General features: G+C 64.1%; 22 protein-coding genes. 3 read left to right on the forward strand and 19 right to left on the reverse strand.

All coding sequences use genetic code 11. The annotated features are described in order from the left end of the window. The 3 genes from DHB74_RS02725 (at nucleotide 1) to DHB74_RS02735 (ending at nucleotide 3,450) form a co-directional block, all read left to right on the forward strand. A complete protein-coding gene (locus DHB74_RS02725) occupies nucleotides 1-921 on the forward strand; it encodes an acetaldehyde dehydrogenase (acetylating) (RefSeq protein ID WP_499160712.1) in 921 nt (306 codons plus the stop codon). Nucleotides 922-931: 10 nt separating this feature from the next. Then, a complete protein-coding gene (dmpG, locus tag DHB74_RS02730; RefSeq protein ID WP_499160713.1) occupies nucleotides 932-1,957 on the forward strand; it encodes a 4-hydroxy-2-oxovalerate aldolase in 1,026 nt (341 codons plus the stop codon). 179 nt (nucleotides 1,958-2,136) lie between these two features. Next, on the forward strand, nucleotides 2,137-3,450 hold the full coding sequence (locus tag DHB74_RS02735; RefSeq protein ID WP_499160714.1) for an MFS transporter: 1,314 nt from the start codon (nucleotides 2,137-2,139) through the stop codon (nucleotides 3,448-3,450). A 32-nt stretch (nucleotides 3,451-3,482) separates the two neighbouring features. Here the strand turns inward: DHB74_RS02735 and DHB74_RS02740 are convergent, their stop codons facing one another. The 19 genes from DHB74_RS02740 to DHB74_RS02830 form a co-directional block, all read right to left on the reverse strand. Continuing rightward, nucleotides 3,483-5,270: an SLC13 family permease gene (locus DHB74_RS02740; protein WP_499160715.1), complete on the reverse strand. Its 1,788-nt coding sequence runs from the start codon at nucleotides 5,268-5,270 to the stop codon at nucleotides 3,483-3,485. A gap of 88 nt (nucleotides 5,271-5,358) precedes the next feature. Beyond that, nucleotides 5,359-6,126, reverse strand: coding sequence for an SDR family oxidoreductase (locus tag DHB74_RS02745; protein WP_499160716.1), 768 nt, complete (start codon nucleotides 6,124-6,126; stop codon nucleotides 5,359-5,361). An 87-nt stretch (nucleotides 6,127-6,213) separates the two neighbouring features. Next, complete coding sequence (locus DHB74_RS02750; protein ID WP_499160717.1) at nucleotides 6,214-7,737, reverse strand: amidase; 1,524 nt, start codon at nucleotides 7,735-7,737, stop codon at nucleotides 6,214-6,216. A 44-nt stretch (nucleotides 7,738-7,781) separates the two neighbouring features. Beyond that, the gene (locus DHB74_RS02755; RefSeq protein WP_499160718.1) at nucleotides 7,782-8,423 is read right to left on the reverse strand and encodes an EthD domain-containing protein; all 642 of its coding nucleotides are present in this window, start codon (nucleotides 8,421-8,423) and stop codon (nucleotides 7,782-7,784) included. Next, complete coding sequence (locus DHB74_RS02760) at nucleotides 8,420-9,304, reverse strand: cache domain-containing protein (protein WP_499160719.1); 885 nt, start codon at nucleotides 9,302-9,304, stop codon at nucleotides 8,420-8,422. The genes DHB74_RS02755 and DHB74_RS02760 overlap by 4 nt, the downstream gene beginning before the upstream one ends. 130 nt (nucleotides 9,305-9,434) lie before the next feature. After that, nucleotides 9,435-10,475 (reverse strand): 3-ketosteroid-9-alpha-monooxygenase, oxygenase component, encoded by a 1,041-nt coding sequence (locus DHB74_RS02765; RefSeq protein WP_499160720.1) that lies wholly within the window; start codon nucleotides 10,473-10,475, stop codon nucleotides 9,435-9,437. A 189-nt stretch (nucleotides 10,476-10,664) separates the two neighbouring features. After that, nucleotides 10,665-11,516 (reverse strand): SDR family NAD(P)-dependent oxidoreductase, encoded by an 852-nt coding sequence (locus DHB74_RS02770; protein ID WP_499160721.1) that lies wholly within the window; start codon nucleotides 11,514-11,516, stop codon nucleotides 10,665-10,667. Between the two features lie 110 nt (nucleotides 11,517-11,626). Then, nucleotides 11,627-12,880: a helix-turn-helix transcriptional regulator gene (locus DHB74_RS02775; RefSeq protein WP_499160722.1), complete on the reverse strand. Its 1,254-nt coding sequence runs from the start codon at nucleotides 12,878-12,880 to the stop codon at nucleotides 11,627-11,629. A 130-nt stretch (nucleotides 12,881-13,010) separates the two neighbouring features. Continuing rightward, the gene (locus tag DHB74_RS02780; RefSeq protein WP_499160723.1) at nucleotides 13,011-14,231 is read right to left on the reverse strand and encodes a helix-turn-helix transcriptional regulator; all 1,221 of its coding nucleotides are present in this window, start codon (nucleotides 14,229-14,231) and stop codon (nucleotides 13,011-13,013) included. Between the two features lie 200 nt (nucleotides 14,232-14,431). Next, on the reverse strand, nucleotides 14,432-15,580 hold the full coding sequence (locus DHB74_RS02785; RefSeq protein WP_499160724.1) for a helix-turn-helix transcriptional regulator: 1,149 nt from the start codon (nucleotides 15,578-15,580) through the stop codon (nucleotides 14,432-14,434). After that, complete coding sequence (locus DHB74_RS02790; RefSeq protein WP_499160725.1) at nucleotides 15,577-17,985, reverse strand: efflux RND transporter permease subunit; 2,409 nt, start codon at nucleotides 17,983-17,985, stop codon at nucleotides 15,577-15,579. The genes DHB74_RS02785 and DHB74_RS02790 overlap by 4 nt, the downstream gene beginning before the upstream one ends. Nucleotides 17,986-17,994: 9 nt before the next feature. Continuing rightward, complete coding sequence (locus DHB74_RS02795; RefSeq protein ID WP_499160726.1) at nucleotides 17,995-18,963, reverse strand: WD40/YVTN/BNR-like repeat-containing protein; 969 nt, start codon at nucleotides 18,961-18,963, stop codon at nucleotides 17,995-17,997. A 256-nt stretch (nucleotides 18,964-19,219) separates the two neighbouring features. Continuing rightward, a complete protein-coding gene (locus DHB74_RS02800; RefSeq protein WP_499160727.1) occupies nucleotides 19,220-20,422 on the reverse strand; it encodes an acetyl-CoA C-acyltransferase in 1,203 nt (400 codons plus the stop codon). Nucleotides 20,423-20,433: 11 nt separating this feature from the next. Then, nucleotides 20,434-20,904, reverse strand: a complete 471-nt coding sequence (locus tag DHB74_RS02805) for a MaoC family dehydratase (protein ID WP_499160728.1) — start codon at nucleotides 20,902-20,904, stop codon at nucleotides 20,434-20,436. A gap of 423 nt (nucleotides 20,905-21,327) precedes the next feature. Further along, nucleotides 21,328-22,122: an SDR family oxidoreductase gene (locus tag DHB74_RS02810; RefSeq protein WP_082049982.1), complete on the reverse strand. Its 795-nt coding sequence runs from the start codon at nucleotides 22,120-22,122 to the stop codon at nucleotides 21,328-21,330. 2 nt (nucleotides 22,123-22,124) lie between these two features. Beyond that, nucleotides 22,125-23,306 (reverse strand): acyl-CoA dehydrogenase family protein, encoded by a 1,182-nt coding sequence (locus tag DHB74_RS02815; RefSeq protein ID WP_044498429.1) that lies wholly within the window; start codon nucleotides 23,304-23,306, stop codon nucleotides 22,125-22,127. A 10-nt stretch (nucleotides 23,307-23,316) separates the two neighbouring features. Beyond that, nucleotides 23,317-24,498, reverse strand: coding sequence for an acyl-CoA dehydrogenase family protein (locus DHB74_RS02820; RefSeq protein WP_499160729.1), 1,182 nt, complete (start codon nucleotides 24,496-24,498; stop codon nucleotides 23,317-23,319). 15 nt (nucleotides 24,499-24,513) lie between these two features. Further along, the gene (locus tag DHB74_RS02825; RefSeq protein ID WP_499160730.1) at nucleotides 24,514-25,398 is read right to left on the reverse strand and encodes an SDR family oxidoreductase; all 885 of its coding nucleotides are present in this window, start codon (nucleotides 25,396-25,398) and stop codon (nucleotides 24,514-24,516) included. Between the two features lie 141 nt (nucleotides 25,399-25,539). Continuing rightward, nucleotides 25,540-26,772 (reverse strand): helix-turn-helix transcriptional regulator, encoded by a 1,233-nt coding sequence (locus DHB74_RS02830; protein ID WP_499160731.1) that lies wholly within the window; start codon nucleotides 26,770-26,772, stop codon nucleotides 25,540-25,542. Between the last annotated feature and the right edge of the window lie 77 nt (nucleotides 26,773-26,849).

Genomic DNA, 26,849 nt, shown 5'->3' on the forward strand with positions numbered 1-26,849 from the left:
ATGAGCAAGAAGATCCGCTGTGCCCTGATCGGGCCTGGCAATATCGGCACCGACCTGCTGTACAAGCTGCAGCGCAGCGAGGTACTGGAGCCGGTGTGGATGGTCGGCATCGACCCCACCTCCGAGGGCCTCAAGCGCGCCGAGGAAATGGGCCTGAAGACTACCAGCGAGGGTGTCGATGGCCTGTTGCCGCACGTACGTGACGACGACATCCGCATCGCCTTCGATGCCACCTCGGCCTATGTGCATGCCGAGAACAGCCGCAAGCTCAACGAGCTGGGCGTATTGATGATCGACCTGACCCCGGCGGCGATCGGCCCCTTCGTGGTGCCCTCGGTGAATCTGCAAGAACACGCAGGTCAGCCGATTCTCAACGTCAACATGGTCACCTGCGGTGGCCAGGCCACCATTCCCATGGTCGCCGCGGTATCCCGTGTGCAATCGGTGGAATACGGCGAGATCGTCGCGACCGTGTCCTCCCGTTCGGTCGGCCCGGGCACGCGCAAGAATATCGATGAATTCACCCGCACCACCTCCGGCGCCATCGAGCAGGTGGGCGGCGCGAAAAAGGGCAAGGCGATCATCGTCATCAACCCGGCCGAGCCGCCGCTGATCATGCGCGACACCATCCACTGCCTGACGACCGACACCCCGGACCAGGCGCGCATTACCGATTCGATCCACAGCATGATTGCCGAGGTACAGAAATACGTGCCCGGCTACAAGCTGGTCAACGGCCCGGTGTTCGACGGCAACCGCGTGTCGGTGTTCATGGAGGTCGAAGGGCTGGGCGACTTCCTGCCCAAGTACGCCGGCAACCTGGACATCATGACCGCCGCCGGTGCCCGCACCGCTGAACTGTTCGCCGAGAAGATGCTTGATGGCAGCTTCGACCCCGACGCCATTGCCGCCACCCTGTAAGGAGCCGCCCATGAACCTGCAAGGCAAGAAGATCACACTGCACGACATGACCCTGCGCGACGGCATGCACCCCAAGCGCCATCAGATCAGCCTGGAGCAGATGCAGAGCATCGCCCAGGGCCTGGATGCCGCCGGCATTCCGTTGATCGAAGTTACCCACGGTGACGGTCTGGGCGGCAGCTCGGTGAACTACGGCTTCCCCGCCCATACCGACGAGGAATACCTGTCGGCCGTGATCCCGCTGCTGAAGAAGGCCAAGGTATCCGCCCTGCTGCTGCCGGGCATCGGTACCATCGACCACCTGAAAATGGCCCGGGAGATCGGCGTCAATACTATCCGCGTGGCCACCCACTGCACCGAGGCCGATGTGTCCGAACAGCACATCAACCTGGCCCGCAAGCTGGAGATGGACACCGTCGGCTTTCTGATGATGGCGCACATGAACAGCCCCGAAGGCCTGGCCGAGCAGGCCAGGCTGATGGAAAGCTATGGTGCCAACTGCGTATACATCACCGACTCGGCGGGCTATATGCTGCCCCATGATGTCAGCGCGCGGATCAGCGCGGTGCGCGCCGCCCTGCGCCCGGACACCGAGATCGGCTTCCACGGTCACCACAACCTGGCCATGGGCGTAGCCAACTCCATCGCCGCGATCGAGTGCGGTGCTACCCGTATCGACGCCGCCGCTGCAGGGCTGGGCGCCGGCGCCGGCAATACGCCGATGGAGATCCTGGTCGCCGTGTGCGCGCGCATGGGTATCGAGACCGGCGTTGACGTGTTCGGTATCCAGGACGTAGCCGACGACCTGGTGGTGCCGATCATGGACTTCCCCATCCGCAGCGACAAGGACGCCCTGACCATGGGCTACGGCGGCGTCTACGGCTCCTTCCTGCTGTTCGCCAAACGCGCCGAGAAGAAGTACGGCGTACCGGCCCGGGAAATCCTGGTCGAGATGGGCCGCCGCGGCATGGTTGGCGGCCAGGAAGACATGATCGAAGACACCGCGCTTACCCTGCTCAAGCAGCGCCAGGCCTGAGCCAGCGGCACCACCTGGGAGGTTCGAGCACCAGCTCGTACCAAGGCTAGCCGGCACCGCAACCGCTGCCGGCGGACTGGACTGGTCGAGTCGACCGCTGCAGACCCCGCCCGATCGGTCTAGCCGGGGGGAGTTGAGACTCCCAGGCCTGTTGTCCCCCCCAACCCAGGAGATCTACCATGTCGGCAACCGATATCCACACCAGCAGAGCCAGCCATACGGTACTGGCCCTGCTGGTCGGAGGTTACGCCAGCATCTTTCTCGGCCGCCAGATCATGGCGGTAATGATAGAGCCCATCAAACTCGAGTTCGGTGCCAGCGATACCGCCATGGGACTGATTTCCGGGCTGGCCTTTGCCGTGGCCTACGCCCTGATGGGCCTGCCTGCCGGGGGCCTGGCTGACCGCCACTCCCGGGTTCGCCTGTTGGCCCTGTGCGGCGTCGTCTGGGCGATTACCACGGTTATCTGCGGCTTTGCCGTCAGTTTCCCGATGCTGGTGGTGGCGCGCATGCTGGTGGCGGTGACCGAAGCACCGGTTACCCCTGCCTCCCTATCGCTGATTGCCGACCTGTATCCGGCACGCAACCGTTCCTTGGCCATCAGCTGCTTTACCGCCGCACCAACGCTGTCCGCCATCGTCGGGTTGAGCCTGGGCGCCTGGGTCATCGACACCTGGGGCTGGCGCACCGGCTTTCATATCATCGCCACGCCCCCGCTGCTGATCTCGGTACTGTTGGCGCTCGCCGTGCGCGAGCCACCCCGCGGCCGTTTCGACAATCCACTGCATGCCGGTGCACCGGGGCTGACCCTGTGGCGTTCGGCAGGGCAGCTGCTGGGCAATCCCCACTATCGCAAGCTGGTCGCCGCCTGCGCCTGGTTCAGTTTCAGCGGGCTGGCCTTTGCCATGTGGAACACGCCGTTCCTGATCCGCTCCCATGGCCTGTCGCTGCAGAGTGCCGGCATTCTCGCCGGAGTGGTCACCGGTTGCAGCGCGGCTGTGGGCGGGCTGTTCAGCGGCTGGCTGAGTGATCGGCTGAATGTGCGCAGCCCGGCCTGGCTGCTGGGCTTGCCGCTGATTGGCACTGGCTTCACCCTGCTCAGCATGCTGCTGTACCTGCTCTGGCCGCCGGGCATCGCGTTCCGGGTGGGCGCGGTCGATGTGCCAGCCGCCATGCTCTGGTGCGCGCTGGCGGGTTTCTTCACCATGTGGTGGGTGGCGCCCTGCTTCAATCTGTTGACGCAGATGGTCAGCCCCTGGCAGCGCGCTACCGCCATTGCCCTGCAAACCATCTGCACCACCCTGGCAGGTATCGGTCTGGGGCCGATTCTGACCGGCCTGTTGAGTGACCTTTTGCTGCCCTGGAGCGGAACCGAGTCGCTGCGCCATGCCCTGCTACTGGTGCATCTGAGTCTGCTGATACCTATGTTCCTGCTGCTGCAGCTATACCGGCAGCAGGCATTCGCCCCTCAGCCGGCATTGCAAACGGCGTAGGGTATGCCGCCCGGGGTTGTCGAGGCACGGGATCATGGTGTCAGCCCAGGCAAGTGAAAGGGCCAGACCTGGGGAATCAGCAACACTGCGACAGCGCCAGCCAGCACATTCAGTGGCACTCCGATTCTCATGTAATCGACGAACCTGTAGCGCCCCGGGCCATACACCATGAAGTTGGTCTGATAGCCCAGGGGAGTAATGAAAGAGGCCGAGGCAGAAAACATCACTGCAATGGCGAAGGGCAGCAGGCTGACTCCCAACTGCTCAGCCACGGCCACGGCAATGGGGAACATCAGCACTGCCGCGGCATTGTTGGTGATCACCTCGGTGAATATGCCCGTCAGCACATAAACCAGCAGCAGGGCCAGCCAGGGCGATATCTGCGCATCGCCAAGGAGGTTATCGGCAATCCAGCTGGCCGCCCCGGTCACGGTCATGGCAGTACCCAGGGCAAAGGATGCCGCGATGACCACCAATACCGGCAGGTCAATACTGCTGCGGGCTCGGCTGGCGGTTATGCAGCCTGTCACTATCATCGCGCCAGCAGCCAGGAAAGCCGCCTCCATGATCGGCAACAGCCCGGAGGCGCTGGCCACTACCATGAGCCCGAGAATAACCAATGCCCTCGGTGCTTTGGGGAAATCCGGCGGCGTTGAGTCATTCAAGGCGCTGACCAGCAGAAAATCACGCCGGAAGCGGTACTGCTCGACGAACTGCTCACTGGCTTCCAGCAGCAGGGTATCGCCCAGCTGGAAGGTGATGTCCCCCAACTTCCCCGGCACACGCCTGCCTTCGCGGGACAGGGAAAAGATCACCGCATTGAATCGTGTTCGGAAACGACTGTCACGAATGGTCTGGCCCAGCGCCGGAAACTCCGGCCCCAGGACCACCTCAACCAGACAGCGCTGGTGATTGGCCACAGCCAGTTTGTGCACATTGCCATTGGCCGGACGCAGCCCCTGAATACGGCGTAATTCGCTGGCACATTCCGGAGCACCGATGAATTGCAGACGATCGCCCCCTTCCAGCACCCGGCTCGGCTCAACCGCCGTTATCAAGCGTCCGCCACGTTCGATTTCAGCCAGGTAGCCAAAATTCAGGGCGCGCAGCCCGGCCTCGGTGATGGTCCTGCCTACCAGGGGGCCCCGGGCCATGACCTCGACTTCTACTCCATACTCACGAACCTGGTTCAGGTCCTCGCTGACACCAGCACGATCAGGTAACAGACGGGAACTGAACAGCACCAGGAAACCTCCCCCTATCACCAGCAACGGTACCCCGACCCAGGCGATGTCGAACAGCCCCAGACGGATACCGGCCTGAGATTGCAGCATGCCATCCACTACCAGGTTGGTACTGGTTCCGATCAGCGTGCAGGTGCCGCCCAGGATGGCAGCGTAGCTCAACGGCAACAACAGCTTGGAGGCAGGTATGCCCAGCCGTTGTCCCCAATCCTGGATAGCCGGAATGAACATGGCTACCACCGCGGTATTGTTCATGAAGGCACTGAGAATGCCTGTCGGCATTATCATCCGCAGCTGGGCACCCCTGGCCGATGCGGGATGGCCCAGCAGGTGCCGGGCGATCCATTGCACCGCCCCGGTCTCCTTCAGCCCTGCCGCGACCACATAGAGCGTAGCGATGGTAATGACACCGGGATTGGCGAAGCCGCCCAGGGTCTGGGCAGGGTCGAGAACGCCGGTGATCAACAGGAACGCGAGGGCCGACATGAGTACCATATCGGCCGAAAGACGAGTCAGAATCAAGACCGACAGGACAGCGAAGAGTGTCGTCAGTGTGAGAGCGCCCTGCCACTCCATTTACTAGAAGCCCCGCTATTATTCTGGTTGGAGCGCCATACCCCGGGCCGGTAGTATCGCCACCAGCCTCAGCATCGACCTGGTCCGTTCAGAAGCGGCTCGGGCGCATCATCGCATCCATGCCGCCATCGGCGAACAGCACCGTGCCATGGATAAAGCTGGCCTGGGGCGATAGCAGGAAGCGGATCACCTCAGCCAGCTCCTGCGGCTGACTGCCACGGCCCAGCGGAGCAACGAAGTTGCGGGTCGCCTCGCCGTAACGTGGATCTTCGGTGGAGGCCTGGTACAACGGCGTCTCGACCACTCCCGGGGCAACCACATTGAGCCGGACGCCACGCCTGGCCCACTCGTGCACGTTGCGGCGCACCAGCACGCTGACCGCATACTTGGAACCGGCATAGGCCAGGCTCGGCGAGACCTCCCGGTTGGCCAGCTCCAACGCTGCCGCCTCGTCACCGCCCAGCATCAGCTCGACGATCGGTTGCTGGTCGCCACCCGGCTGCACCGAGGCGACCGAACCGACCACCACCGCCGACGGCTGGCTGCCCTTGCCAAGCGCCTCGGCCAGCCCGTCGAGCAGGCTGCTCACGGCAAAATAGTTGACCGCCAGGATCAGCCCACAGTTGGGCGCGGTGATTCCCACGCCGGCGCACAGCACCAGGTGATCGAGCACGCCATTGCAGCGTTCAAGCACGTCGTTCACCGCCTGCTGACGGCCTTGCGCAGTGGAAAGATCGGCATTGATGTCGCTGTTGGCGCGATCGATACCGATCACCTGGTGACCGGCTTCACGCAGTTGCTGGCACAGCGCGGCGCCTATTCCGGAGGCGGCGCCGGTAACGGCAGTAATGGGCATGGGTAAACTCCTGTCATGACTGTGGTAGGTCCGGCTGGCCGCATGGCTGCCGGCCGGGTAGCGGGTAAAGCATGCGCAGCGCCGGCCTCAGACCGGCGGCAGGCGGTCGAACCAGGGGCGAGCCTGCTCCAACTGGCCGGCCAGCCGCAGCAGAGTACGCTCGGCGCCGAAGCGCCCGGCGAACATCACCCCGATCGGCAGCCCCTCGGTGCTCCAGTACAGCGGCACCGACATGGCCGGCTGACCGGTGATGTTGTACAGCACGGTGAACACCGAGCTGCGGGTGGCCAGCGGGCCGAACTCCTGCAGCGGCAGGTCCATGTCGACCACGCCCAGCGGCGGCGGGGCCCAGGTCATGGTCGGGCTGAGGACCAGATCGAAACCTTCCATGAAGCGGGCCATGTCGCGGGCGGTCTGGCGCAGCCCTTCCTGGGCGCCCATGTAGTCCACCGCGCTGACCTGTCGTCCCCACTCCAGCATCTCCAGGTTCACCGGTTCCAGGTCATCGATACCAACCGTCCGACCCAGTTGCGCTTCGCGCCGGGCGATGCGTTCGGCCAGGCTGGCAACGCTGAGCGTACCGGAGGCCTGCATGGCGGCATGCATATCCACCGCAGGTACCGCTTCCACCACCTCATGACCCAGCTCGGCGCACAGCCGCGCCGCATCCTCCAGCGCATCCATGCATACCTGGTCCACCGGCATCTCCAGCAATGGCTGGCGCATCAGGGCGATGCGCAATCGTCCCGGTGCCCGCTGCAACTGGTCGGCATACGAGCCCTGCTCGGCACCACCATCGAAGCCGTGCCCGGGGTTGTCCCAGGCCAGCACATCGAGCATGGCCGCCGAATCACGCACGCTGCGACTGATCACGTGCTGGGCCGACAGCAGGCCCCGCGCTTCACCCGGCCCATTGCCGATCGGCACCAGATCGCGGCTCGGCTTCAAGCCGAACAACCCACAGGAAGACGCCGGCAGACGGATCGAGCCGCCGCCATCACTGGCGTGCGCCACCGGCAGGATGCCAGCAGCCACTGCCGCCGCCGCGCCACCAGAGGAGCCGCCGGCGCTGTGCTCCAGATTCCACGGGTTGCGCGTATCACCGAACAAGGTGCCTTCGGTGGACGGGCTGTTGCCGAATTCCGGGCTGTTGGTCTTGCCAAAGATCATCAGCCCGGCCTGTCGCGCCTTGCGCACATACAGATCGTCCGCCGCGGCCTTGTCCTGGCGGAAAAAGCGCGAGCCGTGGGTGGTGACGGTATCGGCCATGCTGATGCCCAGGTCCTTGAGCAGGAAGGGCACGCCACGGAAGGGCCCATCGGGGATGGTCGAGCCGGCCAGTTTACGCGCGGCTTCATAATGCTTGATGACTACTGCGTTGATGCGGGGATTGACCTGTTCCGTACGGGCGATCGCCAGCTCCAGCAGTTCGGCGGGGCTGACCTCGCCCTGCCGGACCAGCCGGGCCAGCTCCAGGCCATCGCAGCGCCGGTATTCATTAAAACCCATGCTGCCTGCAGCCATTGCCGGCAGCGGGCGCAGGCCCAACGCGGTGCCGGCCGCCAGGCAGGCCGTGCCCTGCAGGAAATGCCGTCGTGTTATCCCGGGCATCACTCCTCCTTGTTATTATTGTGTGGTGTTTTGTCTTGTCTTGGTCACGGCTGAAAGGCGACGAACCTTTCCTGCAGGGTCGCCAGTGGGGTATCACATCGCTCGACCTGCACCATCCTCTGCAGCCCGGGCAATTGCGTCAGCGCGGCGGGTAGCGGCTCGCTGCGATCAAGCCAGTCGATCCATAACAGCGCGTTACAAGGCAGCGGGCAGCGCGGGTCATTGTCCAGCAGGTCCAGGTGCATGCCGTGCAGATCCGGGCGGGCACTCGCCAGTTGCTCGGCCAACTGCCGCGCCTCGGCCAGCATGCTGTCCCCCTGCCGTTCCAGCAGCAGGACCCGGCTGTCGAGCCGCCCCGCTGCAGCTTCCCGGGCTGGGGTGATCAATACATGTCGGCGCACCCCGGCGACGCGGATCCGCGCCGGGTCCATGAATTTCAGTTCATCGTCCATGACCAACTGCCGGGAGCGGGAGCCCATCACATCCACGTCATCCAGCCAGGCCGGGGCTTCGAATTCACTGATGCAATCGAAATCCAGCTCCGGATGATCGAGCAGATGGTTGCGCGTATAGCCCAGGAACGGGAAATACTGCATGGCCAGCGGGCAGTGGGTGGTTTCGTAGTAATCCCGAAACCCGGCGCGGTCCAGGTCGGCGCGCCGTGAAACCAGGGAAACGGCTTTCATTCCTTTTCCTTCGCCATCGGGTTGTCCGGCATCTCGCCGTACCAGCCAACCAGTACCAGGTAGCGGCCCACCCGCTGGATCAGCGCCGTCTTGGGCTCGACCTTCTGGGTCGCCGGGTTGCGCCACTGGTAACTGAACTGGCCAGTGTCACGGCCCTGCATGTATTCCAGCAGCGGCGCCCCCAGGGGCTCGCCGGCATGGTCGTCGACATTATCGAAGCGGCTGCCGACCAGGCCACGGTTGTAGCCATGGCCAACGAAACGCTCGGTCTCGCCGTCGATGATCACCGGATAGGTGTCATCCTGGTAGAACTGGGCATCCAGCTGGTTGATCTGGCGGATGGTCTGTTCCGCATCGTCGGTCAGCGCGGCCGCAACCCGTTCCAGCATGTTCTGCGCATCGGCGGGATCGGAGCGAGGAATGTAGTAGCCGACGGCAAGGATGTGTTCATCGAGTATCTGGTAGAAGGCCTTCTTGCGCTCGACCCGGCCCTGCCGCCAATTGATCCAGCGATACTCGCCTTGCTGGATCTGGCCGGTGACCGGCTGCGCCAGCACCGCCTCGAACCCCAGTTGCAACTGGTCATCCAGCAGGGGCGATATGTCCCGCCCGATCAGCTTGCGCGACGGGCCGCCGCTGGCCAGCATGGTGCCTTTACGGTCGACTACAAAGACGTACAGGTCATCCTCGGAGAAGGGCCCGGTCCGGCTGAAGGCGGCAAAAGCCCGTTCGCCCTCTTCCTGGTAATGGGCCACCGCCCGCTCCAGCAACGCCCGGGCGCGCTCCTCATCACTCTTGGTCGTGGTAGCGGCGACCAGTACGCCACAGAACAGCGCCGACAGCAGCATGCCGGCCGCCAGCCATTTCTTCATTGGTGTCATCAGCAACTCCCGATCCGTCACAGGGTAGCCCTGACGGTAGGATATGGCCCTGGCGGCAACATCGTCCGTTCGGACGGCAGCAACGAAAAAGGCCGCCCCATGGGGCGGCCCTGTTCACTGCCAGTCTGGCTCAGCGATTGTCGACGGTAATGAACTCGCGCAGCTCGTTCATCTCCGCCGGGATTTCGGCCTCGTCGGTGTAGAACTGTGCGTACCATTCACGCAGCTGGTAGATGGGACCGTCCCCTTCTGCCAGTACCGGGAAGTCCACCGGCCGCTTGGTGCTCCAGATATCCACGTCCTGGTAGAAGGAGTTGCGGTTCTGCTGCACGTACTCCAGCGCCAGCGCCTGGTTCTGTTCATCGGTCCAGCCGGGAATCTTCTTGACCAGTACGCCGAAACGCAGCTCGAACTGGTTCGGTTTGGTCGGCACGTGGCAGTTGAGCAGGATCGACTCCACCTTCATGCCGTCGTATTCCGCGGTCATCCGGGTGAAGTGGGTCGCCGGGCCGTAGTAGGCCGAGTCCGCCACCAGGTCACCGCCCAGGCGTTCGGAATCCCCGTGGAACAGCTGGGTACCGATGTGCCCCTGGAAGGTATTGCGGAAATACTTGGTCGGCGCATCGTGTACCGGACCGAAATGCTGGGCATCGACCAGGTTGTCCACCAGTTCCCGCGGGTGGGTGTCGATAAGCATCAGGTCCATGTGCCAGTCGTTGTCCCACTCGGGGCTGTCGATTTCCGGGAAGTAGGGAATCTCGACGCCCTCTGCCGGCGGCAGGCCTTCGGGGTTGTGCCAGACGAACAGCAGCCGGTTGACCTCGCAGGTCAGCCACTTGCGAGTCTTGGCCTTGGGCGGAATGCGCTTGCAGTAGGGAATGTCGGTACAGCGGCCGCTGGCATCAAATTGCCAATGGTGGAACGGGCAGATCACCTTGCCATCCACCAGTTGGCCCTGGGACAGGTCCGCGCCCATATGCGGGCAATAGGAGTCCAGCACGGCGATCTGGTCGTCCTTGCCGACGAAGGCCAGCAGGCGCGTGCCGAAGATATTCAGGGTGTGCAGCTTGCCATCACGGAAGCTGGCTGCTTCGCCAATACAATGCCAACCACGGGCGTAACGGTATTCGGCCGTTTCCGCCACGGGTTTGATTTCGATCATCTGATTCATAATCCTGATCCTCACTGAGCGTTGAGCGTTGTTATAGTTTTTCGGCACGGCTCGGTTCAGCCCACCATGCAGCACCGCCCGATGCGGCGGCATGAACCTGTCGGAAAACCACATCCGATGTGCGGTATCTTCGCGCCAGCATGGCGCCCGCTACATCCCTCACTTGGACTAGGGCGCCAGCGGGTGACGTCAGACGGCTTGGTCGGGAGAATTCCAGGCCGGCACTATGCCGTGCTCCAGGGCAAAGGGCTGGGCATGTACGGTGCGTTTCTGGTGCAGCCCCTGCTCGTCATGCAGTGCCAACCAGCAGATCACGGCAGCCGGAACCGGCGGCGGCGCCGAGCCGGCACCCAGCGCCCGCACCCCGGCCTCGCCAATAGTGGCTTTCAGTGCGTCCGTGGTGACCACCCCGGGGTTGACGGTGTAGGCGCGCAGCCCCTGCCCGCCCATTTCTGCCCTGAGCACGCCGGACAGCCGCGAGACCGCCGCCTTGCCGGCGCCATAGGCATAGCCCCAACCACCCTTGTCGGCAGCCACTGGCGGATTGCTCTCGCCGGCCCCCGAGGTGATGTTGATCACCACCCCAGCACCCTGCTCCAGCATGGTCGGCAACAGACGCTGGGTCAGCAGTACCGGCGCCAGCACATAACCCCGGTGCATGCGCTCCAGCGTGTCGGGGGTCAGGGCGAGGAAGGTGGCGTTCAGGTCGTTGCCCTGATACACCGCGTTGTTGACCAGCACGTCGATGCGTCCCGCCTCCCGCAGCAACTGCTCGGCGGCAGCCTGCACCGAGGCAGCGTCCAGCAGGTTCATCGGGATGCACCAGGCCTGGCGACCCAATGCGCGGATCTCGGCGGCGACCGCGGCCAGACTGCCCGGCAGTGGCTTGCCGTCCGCTCCGGTCAGCGCATGCTCATGCTGCTGCCCCTCTTCCAGCGTCCGGGCGCTGATCGCCACATCGAAGCCGGCCCGGGCAAAAGCCAGCGCGGTTTCCCGACCGATGCCACGACTGGCGCCGGTCACCAATACCACCTTGTTCATATTCTGCTCCTGAATGCCTGAGGCTATGCTGGGAGCAGTATCGAAGGGTGCTGCGCAGCGCTCATCGTCTGCGCAGACTAGGAACCGCCAGCAGGTGAGCCGCTCGTCGTTCAGCTGGCCGGTACCGCGCACAGCTGCGAGCGCCTGATCACATGGATCGGCTTGTGCAGCGGGGTGATGTCGCCGCCGCGCCCCAGCGAGCCGACGCTGTTGAGCATGACCCGCACCAGCTCGGCCTGGCGGCGCACGCCGGTCTTGGAGAAGATCGCACGCAGATGGGCGCGCGCGGTATTGCGCATGATGCCCAGCTCTTCGGCCGCCTCCTCCAGCGACAGCCCGTTGGCCAGCTGCAGCGACAGGGCGGTCTCCGCCGGCGTGAAGTTGAACAGCTCCCGGGCAACCCGGTTGTCCACCTGGGATTTGCCCACCGCATCCCGGATGTACACCATCACCGCCGGCTGACCGCGGCCTTCGGCCCACTCGGCGCCGGCAATGGGCTCGACCACCACACCCAGGCTGACTTCGCCGGAGGGCCGGGCGACCGAAAGCGCCTCCCGGGCGTCCCGGGGTTGCGGCGTGTCCTTGGACTCCACCGCATCGCGGATCAGTTTGTGCAGCTCCCGGTTGTCACTGGGGTAGCTGGCTTCCAGCCGCGAGCCGACCAGCTTGAGGCCATCGGCCTGACCCAGCAGCTCCCGGGCCACATCGTTGAGCTGCAACACGCCGCCCGAGGCATCCAGCACCAGGGTAGCCACCGACAGCCGGTTGACCGCCGCGGCGTACAGGTTGCCCAGCGACTCGCTGCGCCCCAGCAGGTTGTGCACCTGCAGACTACGACGCAGGTGCGGCAACAGCCGTAGGCACAGGGCCCGGTCCTGTTCACCGAACGCCGGTTGGCGCTGGTTGCGGGTCAGCCGAAAGCCCAGCACACCGGCATCAGCGGTGGCGATATTGGCGCCCATGATGTGGTAGACGTCATTGGGCTGGCTGTAGTCGCGGTAGTAGGTGCTGTTCTCCCACTCCTCGCGGCTCATCAACTGGTCCATGCTGTAGACCTGGTCGGCCGGCATGCGGCCCAAGGGCTCATCCCAGCGGTAATCGTTGAAATAGGCCAGCTTGCCGGCCCACTCCGGCTGGCCGGAGATCAGGGTGATGCCCATGCTGTCGGCGCAGGGCGCGCGCAGGATCAGGCTGACATAGTTGGCCTGGAACAACACGCGCAGCTCGTCCAGTGCCAGGGACAGTTGCTCGGTCTCCAATGCGCCATCATGAATCAGACCGACGATACGGTCGTAGTCATCCAGCGACAGGGACGGGTGGCTGATCGGGAGTGCAGTTACTGCCGTGGTCATTGTTGTTGTCATGCTGTAGTACCTCTGCCTTTGGCTTGGCTAAGCCGGCTTTTTATCGTTATTAGCGGTTGACCTTGGGGTCAGCCTGACAAGCCTCCGTGCTTTCCAGGTCGACCGTCCGGGGTCGACCTTCAGACCCTATTCAGCGGCTACGCAGGGAACGCAGCTCCGGTTGCGGGATGATTGCGCCGCGATTGCCCAGTGGGCTGACCTGGCCCCGGCCCAGCGAGCCGACGCTGTTGAGCATCACTCGGACCAGTTCGGCCTGGCGGCGCACACCGGTCTTGGAGAAGATCGCCCGCAGATGAGCCCGTGCGGTATTGCGCATGATACCCAGCTCTTCGGCTGCTTCCTCCAGCGACAGCCCGTTGGCCAGCTGCAGCGCCAGCAGGGTTTCTGCCGGGGTGAAGTTGAACAGCTCGCGGGCGATCCGGTTATCCACCTGGGATTTACCCACTGCATCGCGGATATACACCATCACCGCAGGTTGGCCGCGGCCTTCGGCCCATTGGGCGCCAGGGATGGGTTCCACCACCAGCCCCAGGCTGACCTCGCCGGAAGGCCGGGCAATGGACAGGGCTTCGCGCATCTCCCGGGGCTGCGGTGCATCCTTGGATTCGAGTACGTCGCGGATCAGCTTGTGCAGTTCGCGGTTGTCACTGGGGTAGCTGGCTTCCAGTCGCGAGCCAACCAGCTTCAGGCCGTCGGCTTGCTTGAGCAGAGCCCGGGCCACGTCGTTGAGCTGCAGCACGCTCCCCGCCTCGTCGAGCACCAGGGTGGCGACCGACAGGCGATTGATCGCCTCGGCATAGAGACTGCCCAGCGACTCGCTTCGCCCGAGCAGGTTGTGCACCTGCAGGCTGCGCCGCAGGTGCGGCAACAGCCGCGTGCACAGCGCCTTGTCCTGCTCGGAGAAGGCCGGCTGCTGGTGGCTGCGGGTGATGCGGAAACGCAGAACGCCGGCATCGGCGGTGGAGATATCCGCGCCCATGACGTGATAGACATCATTGGTCTTGCTGTATTCGCGGTAGTAGGCGCTGCTTTCCCACTCGGCGGGGCTCATGACATCGGCCACGGTGAATACCCGATCGGCCGGCATATTGGCAAAGGGCGTCTCGCCGTGCAGGTAGCGGAAATAGGTGACCTCGCCGCTGCCTTCCAGGTTGCCCGCCACCAGCATCAGACCCACATCCTCGACCCCGGGAATACGCAGGATGAGAGTGACGTAGTTGGCGCCGAACAGATTGCGCAGCTCTTCCAGGGCTACGGACAGCTGCTCGGTCTCCAGGCCGCCATCATGGATGTGCCCGATGATCCGGTCGTAATCATCCAGGGACAGGGACACGCTGGGCGGTAACTGCATTGTTGTGGTACGTGGTGTATGTGTTGTGTTTATTGTTGTCATCGCTGCAACCTCATGCCGTTTGTCGCTTCCGCAGAAGCCGGTCTCTTATCGTTATTTGGCACTTCAGGCTGGCGCCTATATTGCTCAGTTCGAGCAGATTAGGCCAGCCCCCCGTGCCTCCATCGGTACTACTGATCTGAATCCATCTTTTTGGCTGATCATGGCTGCCCCAGGGTCACCACACTGTTGAGCACCAGGCGGACCAGCTCGGTCTGTCGGCGTACGCCGGTCTTGGAAAAGATCGCCCGTAGATGGGCCCTGGCCGTGTTGCGCCGGATGCCCAGCGAGGCGGCCGCCTCCTCCAGCGACAGACCATTGGCCAGCTCCATCGCCAAGGCTGTTTCCGAGGGGGTGAGACCGAAGACCTGGCGGGTGACGGAGGTGCTGAGCAGCGACTGGCCCACCGCATCGCGGCAGTAGATCACCACCGCCGGCCTGCTCTCGCCCTCATCCCAGTTCTGTTGGGGCACCGGCTCGACGACGATGCCCAGGCTGACCTGCCCCGATGGCCGGGCAATGGACAACGCCTCAGCCAAGGCCACGCGGCCCTCGGTGGAGGCGCTGGCCGCCCGGATCGATTTGTACAACCGCTTGTTGTCGCCGGGGTAGCTGGCCTCCAGCCGCCCGCCGACCAGTTTGAGCCCGTCGCCGGCGGCCAGCATGTCCCGCGCCACCTGGTTGGACTCCAGCAGTTGGCCACTGCTGTCCAGGATCAGCGTGGCGACCGCCAACCGGCCCATCGCCTGAGCATAGAGCGCACTCAGGGAGTGGCGATGGCCGAGCAGGCTGTGGATGTGCAGCGCCCGGCTCATATGTGGAATCAGCGTGCTGCACAGGGCCCGGTCCGCTGCGGAAAAGGGCTGCTGGTCCGGTGCCCGGGTCACCCGGAAGCGAAACACCCCGCCACTGGGCGGGGCAATATCCACGCCCATGACGTCGAAGACGTTCTGCTTCCGACAGTAGCGCTGGTAGTAATCCGAGCTGCGCCAGCTGTCCATGCTCATCAGGTCGGTGACCGTGAACACCTGGTTGACCGGGCAGTTGACGAAGGGCGTCTCCGATAACGGGTAGGTGATATAGGAGATGCTGCCCTGCCCTTCAATGTCGCCGATCACCAGCATCAACCCCTTATCCGAATCCTGCGGGATACGCAGGATCAGGGTCACATAGTTGGCGCGGAACAACAGCTGCAGCCGCGTCAGATAGCGGCTCCAGCTGTGATCATCCATGGCCGCGTCGTAGAGCTCGCCCAGCAACAGGTCGAAGGACGAGCTCTCCAGCGGCAGCGATCGCTGATCGGCATTCATGGGGTGGTCAATGGCCCGCCCGGCGCGGCCGCATAGCCAGTGGTTGCCGATGCCGCCTGGACCGTCACCAGCGGCTTGCTGCGGTTGAACCAGGCCGCCAGCCCGGGCAGCAGGAAGATGGCGCCGAACACGTTGACCAGGAACATGAAGGCCAGCAGCACACCCATGTCAGCCTGGAACTTCAGCGGCGCGAATACCCAGGTGCCCACACCCACCGACATGGTCACGGCGGTGAACAGCGCCGCCGTGCCCCGCTGGCACATGGCTTCGTAGAAGGCGGTGCGCACGTCCTTGCCCATGGCCAGCTCATGCTGCATGCGCTCGTACAGGTAGATACCGTAGTCGACCCCTACCCCTACGCCGAGTGCCATGACCGGCAGGGTAGCGACCTTGAGACCGATGCCGAAGACCGCCATCACCGCGTTGCACAGGGTCGCAACGATGGCCAGCGGAATCAGCAGGCAGAGCACCGCGCGCACGGAGCGGAAGGTCAGCCAGCAGAACAGCGCCACCGCCAGCAGCAGTGAACCATGCATCTGGATCTCGGCCTTCTGCACTGCCTCGTTGGAGGCAGCCATCACGCCGATATTGCCGCCAGCCATCTTGAATTCCACCTTGGGCTCGTCGATCTTGGCGATAATCTGCTCCACCTGCTCGGTTACCCGGGCGATGGTGTCGCCTTCATGGTCGGTCAGGAACAGCAGCACCTGCATGGTCTGGCAACCGTCGACCACCAGCCCGTGGGAGCTGGAATAGGCGCGCGAACCGGGCATCAGGCCGCGGGACGAGCCGGGAATGGCCGCCCAGCGCGGGTTACCCTCGTTATTCCCGGCGATGGACACCTTGCCCATGCCCGCCACGCTGTGCACCGAGCTGACCCCGTCGATGCTGCGGGCGTGGAAGTCCAGCTCCTCTACCGCACGCATGACGCCGGCATCCAGACAGGCTTCCTCGATATCGGTTTCCAGGTAGATGGACAGCACGTCCAGCCCGATGGAGTATTTGCTGGAAATCTGCGCATTGTCCTGGTTGTAGCGTGAATCCTCCCGCAGCTCCGGCGCGCCCACGCCCACGTCACCGACGATCAGGTCACGGCTCTTCCAGGCCCCGGCCACCAGCAGTACCAGGCTGATGACAAAGACCCCCAGCGCCGCCTTGGGCGTTGCCAGTACCGACAGGCTCCACCACAGCGCATGCTTGCCATCAGCGTTCAGCGCGCGCTGCGCGTAGGCGCGCCGGTCCAGGCGCAGGTAGGACAGGATGATCGGCAGCATCATCTTGTTGGTGACAATCATCAGCAGACCGCCGATACAGGCCGTCAGGCCCAATTCATGCACGATCGGGATGTCGATCAGCATGATCACGCCGAAACCCAGGGCGTTCATCAGCAACGCCAGTGCGCCCGGGATGAAGATCTTGCAGAACGACACCCGCGCGGCTTCCAGGGAGTTGTGCCCGCCGATGATGTCCTGCTTCCAGGCGTTGGTCATCTGCACCGCGTGGGATACGCCGATCGAGAACACCAGGAAAGGCACCAGGATCGACAGCGGGTCGATGCCCATGCCGATCAGCGGCAGCACACCCAGCAGCCAGACCACCGGCACCAGCGCCACGCAGAGCGCGACTATGGTCTGCACCAGGGAGCGGGTATACACCCACAACATCAGCGCGGTAATGATGAAGGCGATAGCGAAGAAACCGATCACCATCAGCAGGCCGTCGATCACCTCACCGGTCAGCTTGGAGAAGCCGACGATATTGATCTGGATATTGTCATTCTCGAAACGGGTACGGATCTCTTCCAGCTGGGCGGCGATCTCGGTATAGGAGATCTGCTCACCGGTCTCGGGATTGAATTCCTGCAGCTCGGCATTGACGATGGCCGCGCTCAGGTCATTGGCCACCAGCCGGCCGATCTCGCCGGAGCGCGCGGTATTGCTGCGTACCTGCTCCAGATCCTCGGGGGTGCCGGAGAAATGCGGCGGGATCACCACATCGCCCACGAAGCCGTCCTCGGAAATCTCCACATAGCGCACATCGGGGGTGAACAGCGAGCGCACGCTGGCCCGGCGCACACCGGGAATGAAGAACACCTCATCGGTGACCTGCCGCAGCACATCGAGGAATTCGGCGTTGTAGATATCCCCTTCGCCCTTCCAGTTGACGCTCACCAGGATGGTGTTGGCACCGCTGAAGGTCTCGCTGTAATGCAGGTAGTTTTCCATGTAGGGGTGGGTGACCGGGATCTGCTTGTTGAAGCCCGGGTCGAGCTTGATCTGCGTGGCGCTGTAACCCAGCCCCAGGGTAATCAGCACGAAAATCGTGAGAAACAGCTTGCGGTTACCGAGCAGTCCATCTGCCATGGACTCCACCCAACGCGCTACCATCCGACTATGCTTGGCCATACTTCCCCCTTATTGACCGATGACAGCGAGATAACCACGGTCCTGCTGCAGCAGACCCCGCTGGCCAGCGACAAAGAGGTCGCCGCCTGGCAATACCACGGCGGACGTCAAGGTGCCCAGGCCACTGAGATAGCCGGTATCCTTGAGTTCGCCATCGCGTGAAATCTTGACGTAGGCACCGCCGGTGCCGACGATCACCAACCCCGAATCATCCTCGGCGTGGCCGTAGAGCGGCAGGCGGTGCGGCAGCTCGACCTGGCTCCAGTTCAGGCCATCATCGCGGCTGACAAACACGTGTCCCCGCATGCCATAGGTAACCCAGACGGCATCGCCCAGGTAGGCCACGCCGAACAGTGAGCCGCGATAGAAGGGTTCGATGCGTTCCCAGTTCTCGCCTTCGTCCTGGCTGCGCAGCACCAGGCCCATTTCACCCACCATCAGCTGCAGGCGCTGGCCGTCGCCGTCCATGTCGTTCAGGTGCTCGCCATGGATATCCAGCTCGCGCTCCTGCCAGCTCTGGCCATGGTCGCTGGAACTGAAAAACTTGCCGAAACTGCCGAAGGCGAAGATATTCTCGCCGTCCGCGCTCCAGGCGCCCAGCAGCGGTTCGCCCAGCTCCTGATCCTGCATCAATACATCCCAGCTGTCGCCGGCATCATCGCTACGCATGAGCACGGCGTCATGTCCCACCGCCAGCAGCGTGTCGCCGCCCAGCGGGCTGATGCCGGTCAGGGTGACGGGCAACTGGTCGTCGCCATGGGTCGCGCGCCAGGTATCACCCAGATCATCGCTGACGATAATGGTGCCGCGCTCGCCCACCGCGATGACGCGGTCGTCCAGTCGGGCCAGATCGTTGATCTGCAGGCGTGCCAGATCGAGTTCGACTTGCTGACCATCGGTCTGCTGCCGCGGAGAGAAGGCGTACGCCACCAGGGCGATGACGACGAGACAGAAGGAATAGCTGATCAATTTACTCATGGCTCAATCCAACCTGTGGGTATCCCTTGGCAGGGCACCTGTTGTTTTTATGAATCTGCAGCTGTTCATGCTTGAGACATAAAGGCAGCACAGCGAGTGATTTGATGGTGGTCCAGCAGCCGGCCTGTCAACATCGTCCAAACGGCTTATGTCCTTGATGGATATCAAGGGAGGCGGAGGCAACGCCTTTGCAGGAAAAGGTCACCCGGAAAAGCAAGAGCCCGCAGAATGCGGGCTCCGGTGAGACGGCAGGACCTCAGTCCAGCTCGAACAACCCAGCGGCGCCCATGCCGCCACCGATACACATCGAGATCACGACATAACGCACCCCACGGCGGCGCCCTTCCAGCAGCGCATGGCCAACCATGCGCGCCCCGCTCATGCCGAACGGGTGGCCGATGGAAATCGCGCCGCCATTCACATTCAGACGATCATCCGGGATGCCCAGGTGATCACGGCAGTACAGCACCTGGCTGGCGAAGGCCTCGTTGATTTCCCACAGGCCGATATCCTCGACCTTGAGATTGAAGCGCTGCAGCAACTTGGGAATGGCATACACCGGCCCGATCCCCATCTCCTCCGGCTTGCAACCGGCCACCGCAATCCCGCGGTACGTGCCCAGCGGCTTGAGGCCACGGCGTTCGGCTTCGGCGCGGCTCATCAGCAGGCAGGCGGCAGCACCATCGGAAAACTGCGAGGCATTACCCGCGGTGATGTGCTGGCCTTGCTTGATCCACTGCCCGTCCTTCCATACCGGCGCCAGGCCTTGCAGGCCTTCCAACGTGGTGCTCGGCCGATTGCACTCGTCGCGGTCTGCCGTTACCTGCTCATGCCCGGCCGGCTTGCCTTCCTTGTCGAACAGCAGTTTATTGGCCGTCAGCGGCACGATTTCCTCGTCGAACAGCCCCGCCTGCTGCGCCGCCGCAGTGCGTTGCTGGCTCTGCAGGGCATACTCGTCCTGCGCCGCGCGGCTGATGCCGTAACGCTCGGCAACGATTTCCGCCGTCTCGATCATCGGGATATACGCCGCCGGCGCGATTTCAATCACTGCCTCGGAGCGCGCCCGGTGGGCATTCTTGTGCTTGGTCTGGGTCAGCGACAGGGACTCCACGCCACCACCAATGGCCACATCCAGTTCGCCGGCAATAATAGCCTTGGCCGCCTCGCCGATGGCCATCAGGCCAGACGCACACATGCGATCCAGCGCCATACCCGGTACCGAATCCGGCAGCCCGCCGGTATAGGTGCACAGACGGCCGATGTTGTAGCCCTGGGTGCCCTGCTGCACCGCTGCTCCCATGATCACATCACCCACGTCCGCCGGATCGATACCGGCCCGCTCGACCACGGCCCGCACCACATGCCCGCCCAGGACTGGGGCCTCGGTGTCATTGAAGGAGCCGCGAAATGACTTGGTCAGTGCGGTGCGCGCAGTGGCGACGATGACTGCTTCTTGCATGCTGATTTTCCTCAAACTGTTTGATTGAAGGTGTAGCGACTGATGGTGTCGACGACGCAGCCAGGTCGCTCGCTGCCTTCCACTTCCACCGTCACCCGCACCACGACTTGTACCGAACCATTGGCCAGGGTCTCGACCTGGGTAATCTCACCGGCGCCACGAATCCGCGCCCCCACCTTGACCGGCGCCGGGAAGCGCACCCGATCGCAGCCGTAGTTGACGCCCATCTGCAGGTTTTCCACGCTCATCAATTGCGGCAGGAAGTAGTTGACCAGTGACAGCGTCAGGTAACCGTGGGCAATGGTGCCGCCGAACGGGCCGGTCTTGGCCTTCTCCGGGTCCACGTGAATCCACTGGTGGTCACCGGTGGCCTCGGCAAAGGTATCGACGCGCTGCTGGTCGATGGTGATCCACTCGGTTACGCCCAGGCTCTGGCCTATGGCTTGTTCCAGGGCGGCTGCGTTGTTGAACGTAGTGGTCATGTGTGTACTCCTCGAATTCTTCATGTCGTTGTGCTGGTGGTTCGTGTGCTGGTGGTTCGTGTGCTGGGGCAGGTCCGAGGCGCCTACCTCAGACACGCCGTGAATCCATCCATGGAGGCTCGCGGTTGCCATCCCTGGCAACCGACGGTCTGAGGTAGGCGCCTCGGACCCGCCCTTTCGATCGTGATGCGGGCTGGACGAAAACCCCACCCCCCAGCCTGGATAGATGTTTGGTTTTTCTCGCAGCCGGCACGATGTCAGTTACGCGTGCTTGCCTACGGGCTACTGCGGACCGTCGGTTGTCAGGGATGACAACCGCGAGCCTACATGGACGTACTTGCGGCGTGTCCGCAGTAGCCCGTAGGCAAGTGCGCAACCACAACGACACCCAGCACCCAACCGACCACCGACAAACAACCAGCGTCAAGCCTGCTGCGAACTCACCGGCACCACTTCGCCAGTCATGTAGCTGGAATAATCACTGGCCAAAAACATCATGACGTTGGCCACTTCCCAACACTCAGCCCCCCGCCCGTAGGCCTCGCGACCTTCCAGCTCCTTGAGCAGCGCCTCGGGGGCGGATTTGCGCAGCATGGGGTGGACGGCCAGCGACGGCGCTACGGCGTTGATGCGCACGTTGAGCTCGGCGGCTTCCAGCGCAGAACAGCGGGTCAGAGCCATCACGCCGGCCTTGGCGGCGGCGTAGTGGGCCTGTTCCTTCTGGCCGCGCCAACCCAGCACCGAGGCGTTGTTGACGATGACGCCGCCCTGCCCACGCGCCTTCATTACCTGCAGCATGTAACGGGTCATGCGCATGGTGCCGTTGAGGGTCACGTCGATGACCTTGTTCCACTCGGCGTCTTCCATCTCGATCAGCGCCTTGGTGGTGCCCAGCCCGGCGTTGTTGATCAACACATCGATGCCCTGCAGCTTGTCCTCGGCGAAGTCGATCAACGCCCGCACCTCGGCTTCATCGGTCACGTTGCACAATTTGCCCCAGACCTCAGCCAGGCCCGTGTCCTGCTTGAGCTTTTCAACCGATGCGGCAAGACGCCCCTCGTGTACATCGCTGATGACGATGCCGCGGCAGCCTTCCTCGACCGCCTTGAGCGCCGCGGCGCCGCCAATGCCAGCGCCCGCAGCAGCGGTGATCAATACCGACTTGCCCTTGAGCAGGCCGTGGCCGGATACATATTCAGGATTCTTCAGGTCTTTCATGGTTATCTGCCTTTGGCTTCCTTGGGCATGCCGAGGCCACGCTCGGCAATGATGTTGCGTTGAATCTGGTTGGTGCCGCCGTAGAGGGTGTCCGAGCGGGTGAACAGGAACAGCGACTGCAGCCGGGTCAGTTCGTAGGGCGCGGCGTCGATGATGTCCGCTTCCGGGCCCAGCACGTCCATGGCCAATGCGCCCAAGTGGCGGTGCCAGCTGGACCAGTGCAGTTTGTAGACCAGGGCGGAGCTGTCGGGCTGGCCCTGGTCGGTGCCGGAGAGCATGCGCATGGCGTTGTAGCGCATCAGCCGCAGACCGGTGTGGGCCTCGGCGATACGCTGGCGCAGGGCCGGGACCCTGGCTGCGCCGTTGGCCTTGGCGATGCGGACGATGTCGTCCAGTTCGTTCTGGAACTGCATCTGCTGGCCGAGGGTGGAGACGCCGCGCTCGAAGCCCAGCAGCCCCATGGCGACCTTCCAGCCGTCACCCGGCTCGCCGACGATATCCGCGGCGACGGCGTCGTCGAAGAACACCTCGTTGAATTCGGAGGTGCCAGTCAATTGCTCGATCGGTCGTACGGTGATGCCCGGCTGGTGCATGGACACCAGGAAGAAGCCCAGCCCGCGATGGGCCTGGGAGTCGGGGTCGGTACGGGCGATGACGAAGCACCAGTCGGACTCGTGGGCCAGGGAGGTCCAGACCTTCTGGCCGTTGATGCGCCATTGCCCGTCCGCGTGCTGCTGGGCGCGGGTGCGCACATTGGCCAGGTCGGAACCGGCGCCCGGCTCGGAGTAGCCCTGGCACCAGAGCTCGGTGCCGGCGCGGATGCCCGGCAGGTAGCGCTGTTTCTGGTCTTCGCTGCCGAAGGCGATCAGGGTCGGGCCGGCCAGGCCTTCGCCGATGTGGCCTACCCGGCCGGGGCCACCGGCGCGGGCGTATTCCTCGAAAAAGATTACCTGCTGTTCGATGGAAGCGCCGCGGCCGCCGTATTCCGTTGGCCAGCCGACACAGGTCCAGCCGCCAGCGGCCAGGTGCTGCTCCCAGCGTTTACGCTCGGCGGGGAACATATGCTCGTCGCCGGGGCCGCCGCGGAATTTCAGCTGGGCAAATTCGCCGGTGAGGTTATCGCGTAGCCAGCCGGCGATCTCTTCACGGAAGGCTTCGTCGGCAGCGCTGAAGGTCAGTTTCATGTTGGTTTCCTCAATCCAGCAGCAGGCCGGCAATCAGCTCGCGCTGCGCATCGCCGTTGCCCAGGTAGAGTTCGCTGGCCTTGGCCCGTTTGAAATACAGATGCACGTCATATTCCCAGGTAAAACCCACGCCGCCATGCAACTGGAGGGCGCTGCCGGCGTTGAAGAACAGGGTGTCGGAGCAGTACCCCTTGGCCATGGCGGCCGCTTCCGGCAACTCGGCGGCCAGTTGACTATCGCCCTGGGGATCAATGGCTTCCTGGGCGATGCAGGCGGCGTAGTACACCGCCGAGCGCGCCACTTCGCATTTGAGCTGCATGTCTGCGGCCTTGTGCTTGAGCGCCTGGAAGCTGGCAATGGCGCGGCCGAACTGCACCCGTTCCTGCATGTAGGCCACACTCATGTCCAGGGTCTTCTGGGCGGCGCCCATCTGCTCGGCGGCCAGTGCCACCTTGGCCAGGTCGATCAGCGTGCACAGTGCCGCGCCGCCCTGCCCGGCCTCGCCGAGCAGGGCGCTGCCCGGCACCTGCACGCGGCTGAGTTGCAGCGCTGCCTGGCGGCGGGTCTGATCCATGGTGGGCAGCCACTGGCGCTGTATGCCCGGCGTGGAGGCCGGTACCGCGAACAGGGAGATGCCGTCGGTGCCGCTGGTGCCCGGCTGGCGGGCGGCGATGATCAGCAGGTCGGCGGTATGCCCGTCGATGACGTAGCGCAGCTCGCCGTCCAGCTCGAAGCCGTCGGCGCCGGGCCGCCAGGTGGCGGTCACCGCGTTGCAGTCCCATTGCCCGCCGTGGTGCGCCGCCTGCGGGCCGGTCCAGGCCAGGGTCGCGGTCAGGCTGCCATCGACGATGGCTGGCAGGTATTGCTGCTTCTGCTCGTCGTTGCCCGCCACCAGCAAACTGCTGACACCCAGGCAGACGGTGCTGAAGAAGGGCGAGCACAGGAGTACCCGGCCCATCTGTTCCAGCACCGCGCAGAGTTCGACATAGCCCAGGCCCATGCCGCCGTACTGCTCCGGCACGCTGATCGCCTGGAAGCACAGTTCCTGGCAGATGCGTTGCCAGAGTTCCGGGTCAAATCCCGCTTCGGTGGCCATGGCCTGGCGCACCGCGGCCGGGGTGGACACGTCCTCCAGGAAGGCCCGGGCGGTGTCGCGGATCATCTGCTGCTCTTCGGTGAAACGGAATTCCATGGCGATTCCTCCGAATCAGGCGCCGTATACCGGCTGCGCTGGAATCTCGGCCGCCAGCAGGGCCTGCATGGCCTCGCCCACTTCGGCGGGCAGCCAGCGGGCGCCCTTGTCCACGCCCTGGGTAGTACGCCAGCCATCGGCGATGGAGATCTTGCCGCCTTCGGATTCGAATACCCGACCGGTGATGTGGGCCGCCTCGGCGCTGGCCAGCCAGGCCAGCAGCGAGCTGACGTTTTCCGGGGCCCAGTAGTCGAAGCTGCCGTCGTCCGGTTTGGCCATGCGGGTCGCCATGGATTCGACCGCGGTGGTCATACCGGTGCGGGCCGCCGGGGCCACGGCGTTGGCGGTGATACCGTAGCGGCGCAGCTCGGCGGCCTGGTTGAGGGTCAGCGCGGCGATGCCGGCCTTGGCGGCGGCGTAGTTGGACTGGCCGATGGAACCCTGCAGGCCGGCGCCGGAGGTGGTGTTGATGATGCGCGCATCGACCCTGTTGCCGGCCTTGGCCTGGTCGCGCCAATAGTGCACGGCGTGGGAGCTGATGCAGAAATGGCCCTTGAGATGCACGGCCATGATGGTGTCCCATTCGGCCTCGGTCATGGAGGCGAACATGCGGTCGCGGTTGACCCCGGCGTTGTTGACCACCACATGCAGGTCGCCGTAGGTCTCGATGGCCTGCCTGACCGCATTCTCGCTGTCGGCGTAGTGGGTGATATCGGAGGTGTTGACCACTGCCCGACCACCCGCCGCAACGATCTCGTCCACCACCTTCTGGGCGGCGTCACGGTTGATGTCGTTGACCAGTACGCAGGCACCTTCACTGGCAAACACCCGTGCATGGGCCGCACCCAGTCCGCCACCGGCGCCGGTGATGATGACTACTCTGTCGTTAAGAATTCCCATCTCTGTTCCCCTGTTCGTGTGCCGACGCCGCCCAGCGGCGCTGTCAGGCGTGGGGAATGATTGTTGCCAGCGGCCCCTTTGCAATCATCGTCCATAGAGACTAAAGGGCCGAGTTGACGGGTGCGGACCGCGAACGGGGGGCTAGCGCTCCGGCGTGAACCGCTGTTCCGGCTGGATGATTACCGGCGTTGGGCGCTGCTCCAGGTGGGCGATATCGCCCAGCCCGAGGGAGACGATGCTGTTGAGCATGACCCTGACCAGCTCGGCCTGGCGCTTGATGCCGGTCTTGGCGAAGATCGAGCGCAGATGCGCGCGGGCGGTGTTGCGGGTGATACCGAGCTTCTCGGCGGTTTCCTCCAGCGACAGGCCGTTGGCCAGCTCCAGCGCCAGGGTGGTCTCGGCCGGGGTGAAGGCGAACAGCTCCTGGGCCACCTTGCTGCTCATTTGCACGTCGCCCACCGCATCACGCACATAGACCATGACCACCGGCTGGCCGCGCCCTTCCATCCAGCCGGAGCTGCGGATGGGCTCGATGACTACGCCCAGGCTCACCTGGCCGGATGGCCGAGCCACGGATATCGCGCCGGAGACCGCCTGCGCGGTACGCAGGTCCCTGGATTCGGCGGCATAGCGGATGAACCGGTACAGCTCGCGGTTATCACTGGGGTAGCTGGCCTCCAGCCGCGAGCCTACCAGCTTCAGCCCGTCGGCCTGGGCCAGCAGGCTCCGCGCCACCGCATTGAGTTGCAGCACGTTGCCCGCCTCGTCCAGAACCAGGCTGGCAATTGATAAGCGATTGACCGCCTCGGAGTAGAGATTGCCCATGGACTCGCGCCGTTCCAGCAGGTCATGGAAGTCCAGGCTGCTGCGCAGATGCGGCAGCAACCGCGCGCACAGCGCCCGGTCCTCCTCGGCAAAGGCAGGCTGGCCATGGCCTCGGGAAATGCGCAGACCGATGATCCCCGACTGGGTGCTCAGATCCGCGCCCATGACATGGTAGGCGTCACTGGGCCGGGCGTATTCCCGGTAGTAGCGACTGCTTTCCCATTCGGCCCTGCTCATCAGGTCTTCGATGCAGAACACCCGGTCCACCGGCAGCCGCGCCAACGGTGTATCACCGGGAAAATACTTGAACAGCGCTACCCGGCCTTCCACCTGATGACTGCCGGCCACCAGCATCAGCGCCACATCCTCCGCCTCGGAGATATGCAGGATGAGCGATACGAAGTTGGCCGCGAACAGGCCGCGCAGCTCTTCCAGGGCATCATGCAGATGCTCGGTATGCAGTGCGCCCGAGTAGATCTTGCCGACGATGCGGTCATACTCGTCCAGCGACAACCGGGAGGAACGAGTTGCTTCAGTATTCACCGACATCAGAGCCTCCTTGCGATGCTGCACGCGCCCTGCGCAGCTCAGCTGCCCCCTAGCCTGGGGGCAGTCGAGCCGCCGCG

Source organism: Pseudomonas sp. G11-1 (genome assembly GCF_024031555.1).
Lineage (GTDB): Bacteria > Pseudomonadota > Gammaproteobacteria > Pseudomonadales > Pseudomonadaceae > Halopseudomonas > Halopseudomonas bauzanensis.